Origin of the sequence: Streptomyces sp. NPDC052107 (assembly GCF_040680215.1) — a bacterium.
In the GTDB taxonomy this organism is placed as follows: Bacteria; Actinomycetota; Actinomycetes; order Streptomycetales; family Streptomycetaceae; genus Streptomyces.
Genome location: NZ_JBFAWG010000009.1, coordinates 217,272 through 230,070 on the forward strand (window position 1 = coordinate 217,272; position 12,799 = coordinate 230,070).

The 12,799-nt window shown below is 71.4% G+C and carries 13 protein-coding genes; 6 read left to right on the forward strand and 7 right to left on the reverse strand.

Annotated elements, in window-relative coordinates:
• Positions 1-5: 5 nt before the first annotated feature.
• Positions 6-1,220, reverse strand: a complete 1,215-nt coding sequence (locus tag AB0M27_RS13285; RefSeq protein ID WP_365721016.1) for a cytochrome P450 — start codon at positions 1,218-1,220, stop codon at positions 6-8.
• Between the two features lie 7 nt (positions 1,221-1,227).
• On the reverse strand, positions 1,228-2,289 hold the full coding sequence (locus tag AB0M27_RS13290) for a type III polyketide synthase (protein WP_365721018.1): 1,062 nt from the start codon (positions 2,287-2,289) through the stop codon (positions 1,228-1,230).
• Between the two features lie 185 nt (positions 2,290-2,474).
• Between AB0M27_RS13290 and AB0M27_RS13295 the strand changes: the two genes are divergently transcribed.
• Entirely contained in the window at positions 2,475-3,122 is a 648-nt protein-coding gene (locus tag AB0M27_RS13295; RefSeq protein WP_365721020.1) for a transcriptional regulator, read from the forward strand.
• Here the strand turns inward: AB0M27_RS13295 and AB0M27_RS13300 are convergent.
• The 5 genes from AB0M27_RS13300 to AB0M27_RS13320 form a co-directional block, all read right to left on the reverse strand.
• Positions 3,119-3,352 (reverse strand): DUF6213 family protein, encoded by a 234-nt coding sequence (locus tag AB0M27_RS13300; RefSeq protein WP_351811608.1) that lies wholly within the window; start codon positions 3,350-3,352, stop codon positions 3,119-3,121. The two genes, AB0M27_RS13295 and AB0M27_RS13300, sit on opposite strands and share 4 nt — an antisense overlap.
• 26 nt (positions 3,353-3,378) lie before the next feature.
• Positions 3,379-4,764, reverse strand: a complete 1,386-nt coding sequence (locus AB0M27_RS13305; RefSeq protein WP_365721022.1) for an NADP-dependent succinic semialdehyde dehydrogenase — start codon at positions 4,762-4,764, stop codon at positions 3,379-3,381.
• Positions 4,765-4,838: 74 nt separating this feature from the next.
• The gene (locus AB0M27_RS13310) at positions 4,839-5,312 is read right to left on the reverse strand and encodes an NUDIX domain-containing protein (protein WP_365721024.1); all 474 of its coding nucleotides are present in this window, start codon (positions 5,310-5,312) and stop codon (positions 4,839-4,841) included.
• A complete protein-coding gene (locus AB0M27_RS13315; RefSeq protein ID WP_365721026.1) occupies positions 5,309-6,847 on the reverse strand; it encodes an ATP-dependent DNA ligase in 1,539 nt (512 codons plus the stop codon). Before AB0M27_RS13315 ends, AB0M27_RS13310 begins: the two co-directional genes overlap by 4 nt.
• 29 nt (positions 6,848-6,876) lie before the next feature.
• Positions 6,877-7,818 carry an NAD(P)/FAD-dependent oxidoreductase gene (locus tag AB0M27_RS13320; RefSeq protein ID WP_365721028.1) on the reverse strand — a complete coding sequence of 314 codons (942 nt, stop codon included), beginning with the start codon at positions 7,816-7,818 and terminating at the stop codon, positions 6,877-6,879.
• A gap of 65 nt (positions 7,819-7,883) precedes the next feature.
• On the opposite strand from AB0M27_RS13320, the gene AB0M27_RS13325 reads away from it, so the two are divergent.
• The 5 genes from AB0M27_RS13325 to AB0M27_RS13345 all read left to right on the forward strand — a co-directional run bounded on the left by AB0M27_RS13325 (position 7,884) and on the right by AB0M27_RS13345 (position 12,790).
• Positions 7,884-8,456 (forward strand): XRE family transcriptional regulator, encoded by a 573-nt coding sequence (locus AB0M27_RS13325; protein WP_365721030.1) that lies wholly within the window; start codon positions 7,884-7,886, stop codon positions 8,454-8,456.
• An 86-nt stretch (positions 8,457-8,542) separates the two neighbouring features.
• The gene (locus AB0M27_RS13330) at positions 8,543-9,508 is read left to right on the forward strand and encodes an NADPH:quinone oxidoreductase family protein (protein WP_365721032.1); all 966 of its coding nucleotides are present in this window, start codon (positions 8,543-8,545) and stop codon (positions 9,506-9,508) included.
• Positions 9,505-10,686 carry an acyl-CoA dehydrogenase family protein gene (locus AB0M27_RS13335; protein WP_365721034.1) on the forward strand — a complete coding sequence of 394 codons (1,182 nt, stop codon included), beginning with the start codon at positions 9,505-9,507 and terminating at the stop codon, positions 10,684-10,686. Before AB0M27_RS13330 ends, AB0M27_RS13335 begins: the two co-directional genes overlap by 4 nt.
• Complete coding sequence (locus tag AB0M27_RS13340) at positions 10,683-11,765, forward strand: acyl-CoA dehydrogenase family protein (RefSeq protein WP_365721036.1); 1,083 nt, start codon at positions 10,683-10,685, stop codon at positions 11,763-11,765. The genes AB0M27_RS13335 and AB0M27_RS13340 overlap by 4 nt, the downstream gene beginning before the upstream one ends.
• A gap of 161 nt (positions 11,766-11,926) precedes the next feature.
• Complete coding sequence (locus AB0M27_RS13345) at positions 11,927-12,790, forward strand: phosphatidylinositol-specific phospholipase C/glycerophosphodiester phosphodiesterase family protein (protein WP_365721038.1); 864 nt, start codon at positions 11,927-11,929, stop codon at positions 12,788-12,790.
• Positions 12,791-12,799: the final 9 nt, after the last annotated feature.

Consider the following 12,799-nt stretch of genomic DNA (forward strand, 5'->3'; position numbering starts at 1 on the left):
GACACTCACCAGGTCACCGGAAGGGCCTCGGGGCCCCGGATCAGCGCGCCCTTCTTGAAGGGCACCTTCTCCGGCGGTACGGAAAGCCTCAGGCCTGGAATCCGGTCCAGCAGGGTGTCCACCAGCAGCTCCGACTCCAGCCGGGCGAGCTGGCCGCCGGGGCAGTAGTGCGGGCCGAAACCGAAGGACACATGGGGGTTCGGGCTGCGGGAGAAGTCGATCGTCTCCGGGTCGGGGAAGACGTCCGGGTCGCGGTTGGCGGCCAGGTAGGAGACGTAGACAGGGTCGCCCGCGCGGATGCGGACGCCTCTGATCACCACGTCCTCCATGGCGATCCGGGACAGGCCCACCGCGTTGCGGTGCGGGATGTAGCGCAGGAGCTCGTCGATCGCCCGGGGGCGGATCTCCGGTTCCGCGCGCAGCCGCTGCACCAGGTCGGGGCGGGTCAGCAGCAGATAGAACATCTGCCCGGTGTTGTTGGTGACCGCCTCGCCGCCGATCTGCAGCAGGCCGGCGAGCCCGACGGCCTCCCCGAGGGTCACCTCGCCCCGGCCCACAGCGGCGCCGAGCAGTGAGGTGACGTCCTCGGCCGTGCTGTTCTCCCGCAGCCCGATCAGGTCCGAGAAGTAGGCGGCCATCTCCCGTTTGGCCTTCTCGCTGACCTCCTTGCCGTTCGAGGAGGAGAGGATGAGCTGGGTCCAGGTGTGCATGGTGTGCCGGTCACCGGCCGGGACGCCCATCAGCTCGCAGATCACCGCGATCGGGAACGGGCTGAGGACCGTCGCGGTGAGATCGGCGGGCGGGCCGTCCTGGAGGAGTTCGTCGACCAGCTCCTCCAGCATGGCGCGCGCCTTCTCCCGTACCCGCTCCACGCCCTTCGCGGTGAACGCGGCCGCCACCGAGCGGCGCAGCCGGGTGTGGTCGGGCGGGTCGAGGAAGCCGACCGCGCCCGGGTCGGGGATGAAGTGCGGGGCCAGCCGGGTGACCGGCTTCTCCATGACGGCCTCGCGGCTGAAGCGGGGGTCGTTGGTCACCATGCGCACGTCGTCGTACCGGGTCACCAGCCAGGCCCAGCCTTCGCCGTTGGGCAGCTGGATGCGGGTGACCGGCCCTTCGCGCATCAGCTCGGTCAGCACCGGGTCGAAGTCCGTCCCGGTCAGGTCGAGCGCCGGCCAGTGCCGGATCGGGGGCAGGGTCTCGGTGAGCGTCTCTTCGGTCATGCCGTACTCATGCCGTCTCTCGGTCGGTGCGCCAGCGGCCCAGCGCCATTTCCGCGGTGATGCCGGGCCCGAACCCGGCGAGGAGCCCGCGCGCCCGGTGTTCGATGCCGCCCTCGTCGAACATCCGGCGCAGCGCGTCCAGCACGACGCCGGAGGCGATGTTGCCGTACTCGGTGAGGGTGGCCCGGCTGAACCGGAACGCGTGCGGGTCTACCTGGAGGAACTTGCTGAGGTCGTCGAGGATGCGGGGCCCGCCTGCGTGGACGATGTAGAAGTCCAGGTCGGACGCGTCCCAGCCATGCATCCCGGCGAGGTCCTGCAGCGCCGGGGCCAGCGGTTCCATGGTGGCCGGCACCCGCTTGTCGAGCAGGAAGTGGAATCCGGTTGCCCGGACGTCGTACATGATCCACTCCTCGGTCTTGGGGATCAGGTACGAGCCGTTGCGTTCCAGCTCGATGCCGGTGCCGCCTTTGCCGCGGACCACGGCGGCGGCTATGCCGTCACCGAACAGACCGTTGGAGAGCAGCGAGCCGACGCCCAGGTCGGTGGGCTGGTAGCACAGCGAGCAGAACTCGCAGGCCACGATGAGCGCGTTGGCGTCGGGATAGGCCGTGCAGAAGTCGTGCGCGCGGTTGATCGCAGCGCCGCCCGCCGCACAGCCCAGCTGGGCTATCGGGAGCTGTCGGGTGGTCGGGTCGAAGTCCATCTCGTTGATCAGCCACGCTGTGAGCGAGGGCATCATGAAGCCCGTGCACGAGACGTAGACGATCACGTCGATGTCGGTGGTGAGCAGCTCGGCGTCGTCGAGCGCCCGCTGGATCACCGCGGGAACCCGGGCCTTGGACTCGGCTTCGTAGAGCTTGTTGCGCTCCTCGAAGCCGGGATGCTTGAGGGTCTCCTCGATGGGCTGCACTATGTGCCGGGTCTTGACGCCCGTGTTCTCGATCAGCCGCAGCGCGAGCGGAAGTTGGGGGTGGTCGGCATGCCGGGTCCGCGCCAGTTCCAGCGTCTCCTCCATCGTGATCACGTGCTCCGGCACCGACACCGTGGGTCTGCACAAAGTCGCCATGAACCGTGCCTGCTTTCAGCCTTCCGGAAGGCCTGCGCCCGCCGGTCAGAGGGTCGTTCACCTCAGGAGGTGGTTCACCCACGATCACTCGACCTGGCGACGATCTCGCGCCGAACTACTCCAGACCGGGGACAACGGAGTCGGGGGCCGGTAGGAAACCGCACGTCCGCGGGAGGGAGAACACCATGGCGCAATCGGCCGAGGATCTACTGGAAACGACCACCAGGGCACTCGCCCCGGACCCGGTCGCCAACCCCTTCGTCCCCCTGGTGGAACGCGGCGAGGCAGCTCCTCGGACGCTCGCCCGTCTGGCCCTGGAACAGCAGTGGGTGATCCCCGCCGACCGCCGCTCGTTCGAGTATCTGGCCCAGCGCGCCGACCCCGCCTCGGCGGCCTTCTTCACCACGCTCGCGACCGGCGAGGAGCTGGCCGCACGGCACCTGACCGCCTTCTCCCGGGCCTGCGGCGTCACCGAGGACCGCTCCCGGACATACGTCCCCCTGGCGGGCTGCCAGGCCTACCCCGCCCACGTCTCCTGGCCGGCCCTCAACGCCGCCCCGGCAGACGTCGTCCTGGCCCTCACGGCGAACTTCTCTGCCTGGGGCGACTACTGCGCCCGCATCGCGACGGGTTTGCGCACGCACTACGGTTTCACGGACGAGTCCTGCGCGTTCTTCGACTTCTTCGCCGAACCGGCCCCGGACCTGGACGGACAGGCGACGGCGGCGGTTCAGGCGGCCCTGGACGCCGGCACCCTGGACACCAACGGCGCGCACACCTACGGAAGCCTGCTTCAGGCGTACGAGGGAATGTTCTGGACTTCGCTGGGCTAGGGCGCCCCACTGCTGTGCGCAATGCACGCCACGTCGATACGATCCGCAAGCTTGGCCAGCTCGATGGTCAACGCAGCAACCGTGTCCTCGTCCAACCCCGGCTCCCCGGCCTCGACAAGCCGCAGCCACCGCCCGCCCACGGTCCGCAGCAACTTGCTCACGTCGGCCGCTGCCACCTGCAAGGTACCGCGGTCGTCGACGATCAGAGGCAGGGTCACTTCGCGGTTCACAAAAGGGGATGGTAGCCGCGCAGCGCTCAAGTACCCTGCCAAACCGTGGTGATGTTGCAGAACTCGCGGATTCCGTGCCCGGACAGCTCACGCCCGTACCCCGACCGCTTGACCCCGCCGAACGGGAACGCCGGATGGGAGGCGGTCATCCCGTTGACGAACACGGATCCGGCCTCCAGGTCGCGCGCGAACCGCTCCACCTCGCTCTCGTCCCGCGTCCACACATTCGAACTCAGTCCGAACAACGAGTCGTTGGCGATGAGCAGCGCCTCGTCCAGGTCGCCGGCCCGGTACAGCGTGGCGACCGGCCCGAACGCCTCCTCCCGGTGGATGCGCATCTCCCGGGTGATCCCGGCCAGCACGGTCGGCGGATAGTACCAGCCGGGCCCGTCCCGCCGCTCGCCGCCGCACAGCACCTCGGCGCCGCTGCGCCGGGCGTCGTCGACCAGCTCCTCCAGATCCTTCCGCCCCCGCTCGCTGGAGAGCGGTCCGACCTCGGTGTCCTCCTCCAGCGGGTCGCCGACCTTGAGCGCCTTCATGCCGGCGACGAACTTCTCGGCGAAGGCGTCATAGACGTCGGTGTGCACGATGAACCGTTTGGCGGCGATGCAGGACTGCCCGTTGTTCTGCACGCGCGCGGTGACCGCCACCTCTGCCGCCCGGTCCAGGTCGGCGGAGGGCAGCACGACGTATGGGTCGCTGCCGCCCAGTTCCAGCACCGTCTTCTTGATCATCTCCCCGCAGGTGGAGGCCACCGCCCGGCCCGCCGGCTCACTGCCGGTGAGCGTCGCGGCCTTCACGCGCTCATCGCGCAGGATGTCGTCCACGGCGCCCGAGCCGATCAGCAGGGTCTGGAAACAGCCCTCCGTGTAGCCCGCCCGGTGGAACAGGTCCTCCAGGTACAGGGCCGTCTGGGGGACGTTGGAGGCGTGCTTGAGCAGGCCCACGTTGCCCGCCATCAGCGCGGGCGCGGCGAACCGGATCACCTGCCAGAGCGGGAAGTTCCAGGGCATCACCGCGAGGACCGGCCCCATCGGCCGGTACCGCACCCGGACCCGGGACGCGCCGGAGTCCTTCACGTCCGACTCGGCGGGCTCCTCGTCGGCCAGCAGTCTTTCGGCGCGTTCGGCGTACCAGCGCATCGCCTTGGCGCACTTCGCGGCCTCCGCGCGGGCCTGCTTGATCGGCTTGCCCATCTCGGTGGTCATGACCCTGGCGACCTCCTGCTGATCCTCGTCCAGCAGATCGGCGGCCCTCAGCAGCAGCCGGCCACGGTCGACGAACGACATCGTCCGGTAGGTGCGGAACGTGGCCTCGGCGAGCTGGAGCCGGCGTTCCAGCTCTTCCTCACCCATCGGCTCGTACGTCTTGAGCGTCTCGCCGTTCGCCGGGTTCACCGTCGCGATGGGCATGGCTGACCTCCCTGGGAGCGGGCTTGTTTAGACCTTCGCGCGCGGTGCGGCCGTCCGCAACGCGTAGGGTCCCTTCAGGCCGAGTGCTCCGCCAGCCGGTCGAGAAACGCGGTCTGCGCCGTGATGATCAGCTCACGGGCCCGGTCCAGGCCGAGCCACTCCACGCGGTCCAGCTCCGGGAACTCCTGCACCCGCCCGGACCGCGGCGGCCACTCCAGGGTGAAGGTGCCGGGGCTGAAGCCGCTCAGGTCCGGGTCCCCCTCGACGGCCCAGGCCGTGACGACCTTGCCGTTCTTCTGCGCCACCTCGCCCAGCGGTACGGCCTTCCCGTCGGGCGGCGCCAGTCCCAGCTCCTCCTGGAACTCGCGCCGGGCGGCCTCCCAGGCGGGCTCGTCGGGGTCGTACTCGCCCTTGGGCACGGTCCACGCCCCGGCGTCCTTCTTCGCCCAGAGCGGACCACCCATATGGCCGAGCAATACCTCCAGTCCGTCGTCGGTATGCCGGAACAACAGCAGTCCCGCGCTGCGCTTCGTCGCACGCACCGTCACGGCTTGACCTCCGGATGGGCCGCCAGCAGGGCCTCCACGGTATCGGCCTCCTCGGGGCGTTTGTCCTCGCGGTAACGGACCACGCGGGCGAAGCGCAGGGTGACGCCGGCCGGGTAGCGGGAGGAGCGCTGGAGGCCGTCGTAGGCGATCTCCACGACGAGTTCGGGGCGGACCCGGACCACCCAGCCGTTGTCCTCGACGGCCAGCTCCCGCAGCCGCTCGGTCTGCCAGGCGAGCATCGCGTCGGTCATGCCCTTGAAGGTCTTGCCGAGCATGGCGAAGCCGCCGTCGGGGGTGCGGGCGCCCAGGTGGAGGTTGGACAGCCTGCCGGTGCGGCGGCCGTGGCCCCACTCGGCGGCCAGCACCACCAGGTCGAGGGTGTGCACGGGCTTGACCTTCAGCCAGGCTCCTCCGCGCCGGCCCGCGCTGTACGGCGCGTCCAGCGCCTTGACCACCACGCCCTCGTGGCCGCGGGCCAGGGTCTCGGCGAGGAAGCGTTCCGCCTCCCCGATGTCCCCCGGCCCGGAGGCGACCGTCCGGCGCACCCGCATCGGCTCGGGCACCAGCCGGGCCAGCTCCGCGTGCCGCTCGGCGAACGGCAGGTCCAGCAGATCGGCGCCGTCGACCGACAGGACGTCGAAGAAGACGGGGGAGACCGGGACCTCCCCGGCCGCCTTCGCCACGTCCGTCCGGGAGCCGACCCGGCCCGCCGTCTCCTGGAACGACCGGGGCCGCCCGGCCGCGTCGAAGGAGATCACCTCGCCGTCCAGGATGAACCGCTCGCCCCGCAACTCCCGTGCGGCGGCGGTCACTTCCGGCAGCCGGTCGGTGATGTCGTCCAGGGTGCGGGTGTGCACCCGGACCGTGTCACCGTCCCGGTGGACCTGCACCCGGATGCCGTCCAGCTTCTCCTCCACCGCGCAGGCGCCCAGCTTCTCCACCGCCTCTGCCACCGAGGACGCGCTGTGCGCCAGCATCGGCAGCACCGGGCGGCCCACGGTGAGCCGGAACCGGTCGAGCGCGCCGGCCCCCTCGCCGAGCAGGGCCTGGGCGACCGTCTGCAGCGACCCGGCGAGCATCACCGCCCGGCGTACGGCGGCCGGGTCGGCGCCCGTCGCCTGCGCGAGGCCCTCCACGGCGACCGCGTCCAGCGCGCCCTGGCGTACCTCGCCGGTGAGCAGACCGAGCAGGAAACGCTGCTCCTCCTCGGTGGCCGCGCCCATCAGCTCGCCGACGAGCCGGACCCGCTCCACCTGCGAGCCCGGCCCCGACACCTTGCCCAGCTCGCCGAGCAGGGCGTCGACCTCCCGGACCGAGAGCGCAGGCTCGCCGGCCGGCGGCACCGGGCGGCTCAGCACCTTCCATCCCACGCCGAGCCGGCCCTGCGGCAGCCGCCCGGCCAGATACGGGATGACGATCGGCACGTCGTCCGCCTCCGCCTCCCGGAACAGTTCGGCGAGCAGCGCCGTCTTACGGGACCGGGCCGCCGTCGCGGCGACCTCCCGGGACACCTGGGCGAGCCGGGTCAGCAGCATGCAGTCATCGTGCACCGGGGGAGCGGCAGCTACACCCGGACGGAGTCGAGGTCGGCCATCAGCAGCTCCCCGTTGATCGCCGCCCCGGCCCGGTACCCCCGGCTCGCCGCGTTGATCACCTGTTCGGCGAAGCCGCTCGCGTTGCCCGCCGCCCACAGGCCTGGCACGGTCGTCAGGCCCCGCTCGTCGATTACCGGGTAGGCGCCGAAGGGCGTCTCGTGCAGCTCGGCGCCCAGCCGCACCAGCAGGTGGTTGTTCGGTACGGCGCGCGGGGCGGTGTACAGGACCTCTCGGCCGTGGACCGCGCCGTCTTCGAGCCGGACCCCGGCGAGCCGGTCCTCGGCGACGAGGAGTCCCGCGACCTTCCCGGGTACGACCGTGACCCCGGCGGCGGCCAGCCGGCGCAGGTCGTCGTCCGTCAGCTCCGACTCGCTCACCTCGTGCAGGAAGAACCGCACGTCCTTCGACCACTGGGTGACCATGAGCGCCTGGTGCACGCTCAGCGGCGAGGTCGCGAGCACCCCGGTCGGCAGGTCGCGGGCCTCCCAGCCGTGGCAGTACGGGCAGTGCACCACGTCCCGGCCGAACCGCTCGGCCAGCCCCGGGACCTTCGGCAGCTCGTCCTTCAGGCCCGTGGCGATCACCAGCTGCCGGGCCCGTACGGGCCCGCCGCTCGCGAGTACGACGGTGAAGTCCTCGACCTTGGCCGCGTCGACGACCCGGTCCCGGACCAGCTCCACTCCGTACCGGGCGATCTCCTCGCGGCCGATCGCCAGGAACTCGGCGGGGGACATGCCGTCCCGGGAGAGATAGCCCTGCATGTGTGCGGACGGCGCGTTGCGCGGCTCGCCCGCGTCCACCACCAGCGTCCGGCGCCGGGCCCGGCCGAGGATCAGCGCGGCGGACAGCCCGGCGGCCCCGCCACCGACGACGACTGCTTCGTACCTGTTGTTCTCGGTGTTCTGGGTCATGAGGCGACCGTGGCTCGACGCCTGCGGGATTGACAAACATATTTGCCGTTCCTGCAATAGTCGCCATGAGTACAGACGACGTACTGGCCGAAGTGGGCGCCCGGCTGCGCCGCATCCGCAAGGAGAGGGAGGTGACCCTGGCCGCGCTGTCGGAGGCCACCGGCATCTCCGTCAGCACCCTGTCCCGGCTGGAGTCCGGCCTGCGCAGACCCAGCCTCGAACTGCTGCTGCCGATCGCCCAGGCCCATCAGGTGCCGCTGGACGAGCTGGTCGGCGCGCCGCCGGTGGGGGATCCGCGGGTGCGGTCCGAGCCGATCGTGTGGGGCGGGCGCACCCACTGGCCGCTGACCCGCCAGCCCGGCGGCCTCCAGGCCTTCAAGGTGCTGGAACCGCAGCGGAAGCAGGAGCCGGATCCGCGCACCCACGAGGGGTACGAGTGGCTCTATGTGCTCTCGGGGCGACTGCGGCTGGTCCTCGGCGGGCACGACGTGGTGCTGTCGGCGGGGGAGGCCGCCGAGTTCGACACGCGCGTGCCGCACTGGTTCGGGTCGACGGGGGAGGGGCCGGTGGAGTTCCTCAGTCTGTTCGGGCCGCAGGGCGAGCGGATGCATGTGCGGGCACGGCCCAGACGGAAGTGACGCGGCCGACTGTTCCCTGATCGGCAAGCGACCGCTTAGTATGCGATTGGACCCGGTCAGACGAAGCAGTCCCGTGGAGGCCCCGCATGCAGGCATGGCAAGTGCACGAGAACGGCGAGCCGAGCGAGGTGATGCGCCTGGTGGAGGTGGAGCCGCCGACGCCGGGTGACGGCCAGGTGCGCCTGCGCGTGCGTGCCGCCAACATCAACTTCCCGGACGCGCTGCTGTGCCGGGGCCAGTACCAGGTACGCCCGCCGCTGCCGTTCACGCCCGGTGTCGAGATCTGCGGCGAGACCGAGGACGGCCGCCGGGTGATCGCCAACCCCGCGCTGCCGTACGGCGGCTTCGCCGAGTACGCCCTCGCCGACGCCCGTGCCCTGCTGCCGGCGCCCGAGGCGCTGGACGACGCCGAGGCCGCCGCGCTGCACATCGGCTACCAGACCGGCTGGTTCGGCCTGCACCGCCGGGCCCACCTGGAGGCGGGCGAGACCCTGCTGGTGCACGCCGCGGCCGGAGGTGTCGGCAGCGCCGCCGTCCAGCTCGGCAAGGCGGCCGGGGCCAAGGTGATCGGTGTCGTCGGCGGCGCGGACAAGGCCGCCGTGGCCCGTGAGCTGGGCTGTGACGTGGTGGTCGACCGCCGCTCCGAGGACGTGATCACGGCCGTGAAGGAGGCCACCGGCGGCCGGGGCGCGGACCTGATCTACGACCCCGTTGGCGGTGAGGCCTACGCCCAGTCCGCCAAGCTCGTCGCCTTCGAGGGCCGGATCGTCGTGGTCGGCTTCGCCAGCGGCACCATCCCCAGCCCGGCCCTCAACCACGCGCTGGTGAAGAACTACTCGATCCTCGGCCTGCACTGGGGCCTGTACAACACCAAGAACCCCAAGCTGGTCCAGCGCTGCCACGAGGAACTGACCGAACTGGCCGCCCGTGGCGCGATCAAGCCGCTGGTGAGCGAGCGGGTGCCGCTGAGCGAGGCCGCCGTGGCCGTGCAGAAGGTGGCGGACGGCCGGTCCACCGGCCGGATCGCCGTGGTGATGGAGGAAGCAGCATGACCGACGCCGATGAACTGCGCCGCCGCGCACGGGAGTTGCTGGCCGCACATCCCCCCGCGGACACCGACCGCCTCGACTTCCTGCGCGCCCGCTTCGACGCCGGCCTCGCCTGGGTGCACTACCCGGAAGGCCTCGGCGGACTGGGCGCGCCCCGCCACCTCCAGGTCGTCGTGGACGCCGAGCTGGAGGCCGCCGGCGCCCCCGACAATGACTCGCGCCGAAACGGCATCGGGCTCGGCATGGCCGCGCCGACCATCCTGAAGTACGGCACGGACGAGCAGAAGCGGCGCTATCTGCGGCCGCTGTGGACGGGGGAGGAGGTCTGGTGCCAGCTGTTCAGCGAGCCCGGCGCCGGCTCCGACCTGGCCGCGCTCGGCACCCGGGCCGTGCGGGAAGGCGACACCTGGGTCGTCAACGGCCAGAAGGTCTGGACGTCCGGCGCGCACAACGCCCGCTGGGCCATCCTCATCGCCCGCACGGACCCGAGCGTGCCCAAGCACGCCGGCATCACCTACTTCCTCTGCGACATGACCGACCCCGGCGTCGAGGTTCGGCCGCTGCGCCAGATCACCGGTGAGGCCGAGTTCAACGAGGTCTTCCTCACCGACGTCCGCATCCCCGACTCCCGCCGCCTCGGCGAGGTCGGCGACGGCTGGCGGGTCGCCCAGACCACGCTCAACAACGAACGCGTGGCCATCGGCGGCATGCGGCTGCCCCGCGAGGGCGGCATGATCGGCCCGGTGTCGAAGACCTGGCGCGAACGCCCCGAGCTGCGCACCCACGAACTGCACCAGCGCCTGCTGAAGCTGTGGGTCGAGGCCGAGGTCTCCCGCCTCACCGCCGAACGCCTGCGCCAGCAGCTCGTCGCCGGCCAGCCCGGCTACGAGGGCTCCGGCATGAAGCTCGCCTTCGCCCGCCTCAACCAGGAGATCAGCGGCCTGGAGGTCGAACTCCGAGGCGAGGAGGGACTGTTGTACGACGACTGGACCATGCGCCGCCCCGAGCTGGTCGACTTCACCGGCCGGGACGCCGGGTACCGCTATCTGCGCTCCAAGGGCAACAGCATCGAGGGTGGGACCAGCGAGGTCCTGCTGAACATCGTCGCCGAGCGGGTCCTCGGCCTGCCTGCCGAGCCGCGCACCGACAAGGACGTCGCATGGAAGGACCTGGCCCGATGACAAAAGCGCCGGACCTGCTGTACTCCGAGGAGGAGGAGGCGCTGCGCGCCGCCGTCCGCGGCCTGCTCACGGACCACTGCCCGCCGGCGGACGTCATCGCCCGCGTCGAGTCGGACACCCCGCACGACCTCGCCCTGTGGAAGTCCCTCGCCGAGGGCATGGGCCTGGCCGGGCTCCTGGTGCCCGAGGAGATGGGCGGCCAGGGTGCTTCCGCCCGCGAAGTCGCCGTCGTCCTGGAGGAGCTGGGGCGGGCGGTCGCCCCGGTGCCGTATCTCACCAGCGCGGTCGTGGCCACCGAGGCCCTGCTGGCCTGCGGTGACGAGGAGCTGCTGGGACAGCTGGCCTCCGGGCGCACCATCGGTGCCCTCGCGGTCGGCCTGCACGTGGCTCCGGGCGCCCCGTTCAAGGCCGTACGACTCGACAACGGCCTCCTGCACGGGGAGTTGGCCGGCATCGCCGACGCGGCCGTGGCCGACGTCCTGCTCGTCCCGGCCGGGGACGGCGGCCTGTACGCCGTGGCCGCGGACGCCGCGACCGTCACCCCGCAGACCTCCCTCGACCTGACCCGGCCGCCGGCGACGGTACGACTGGACGGCGCTCCCGGCCGCCGCGTGGGCGAAGCCGAACCCGCCGTACGACGCGCCCTGCGCGCCGCCGCAGGACTGCTCGCCTCCGAACAACTCGGTGTCGCCGACTGGGCGTTGACCGAGACCGTCCGCTATCTGAAGGAGCGCAAGCAGTTCAACCGGCCGGTCGGTGGCTTCCAGGCGCTCAAGCACCGGCTCGCGCAGCTGTGGCTGGAGGTCGTCAACCTGCGGGCGGCCGCCCGTGCCGCGGCCGACGCGCTGGCCTCTGGCGCGGACACGGACATATCGGTCGCCGTTGCCCAGGCCTACGCCGCCCCCGTCGCCGTCCACGCCGCCGAGGAGGCGCTGCAGTTGCACGGCGGCATCGGAATGACCTGGGAACACCCGATCCACCTCTATCTGAAGCGGGCCAAGGCGGACTCGATCGCCTTCGGCACGGCGGGAGCCCACCGGGAGGCGCTGGCCGAGCTGGTCGACCTCCAGGCACCCTGACACAACCCAGGTGAAGCCCGCCCCACCTGGGGCGGGCTTTTTCGTGTACATGCTCCGCAGAAGTGAACAACGCGCCAACTCCCCGCAGGACCAGGCCTCTTCGGTGGTGAGGCCACGCATACTCCCTTCGGTCCCATCCGGCACCTCAAGGGAGGCAGAGCATGGCCCTCACCACCCGACGCAGAGCCCTCACCACCCTCGGCGCCGCCCTCGCCGGCGCGGTCGTCCTGCCCGCGTCGCAGGCCTGGGCGGGCACCTCACAGCGTGGTCCGCACCCGCTGTGGAACGCGCACGCCCACAACGACTACGAGCACCCCCGGCCGCTGTTCGACGCGCTCGATCACCGCTTCAACAGCGTCGAGGCCGACATCTTCCTCGTCGGCGACCAGCTCCTCATCGGGCACGACAGCTCCGAGCTGGACCCGTCCCGCACCCTGGAATCCCTCTACCTCGACCCGCTCGCCGCCCGGGTCCGGGCCGGCCACGGTTCGGTGTACCGGGGTTGGCGCAGGCCGCTGCAGCTCCTGATCGACGTCAAGACCGAGGGCTCGTCGACGTACCTCGAACTCGACCGCCATCTGCGCCGCTACCCGCACCTGTTCACCCGGTACGCGCACGGCCGTGTGCAGCCCGGACCGGTCACCGCCGTCGTCTCCGGCGACCGCGCCGCCCGCATCCCCATGGAGGCGCAGGAAGAGCGGCGCGCCTTCTACGACGGCCGGCTCACCGACCTCGGCAGCACCGCCCCGGCCTCCTTCATCTCGCTGATCAGCGACAACTGGACGCAGAACTTCACGTGGTCGGGTGAGGGCGCGTTCCCCGACGCCGAGCGGCACAAGCTGCGGAGCATCACCGCCGCCGCGCACGCGCGCGGGCAGCAGGTGCGGTTCTGGGCCACCCCGGACGCCGCGGGCCCGGCCCGCGACGCCCTGTGGACGGAACTGCTCGCCGCCGGTGTCGACTACCTCAACACCGACGACCTGGCCGGCCTGGAGAACTTCCTCGACGCCCACCCCGCCGCGTAACATCACACG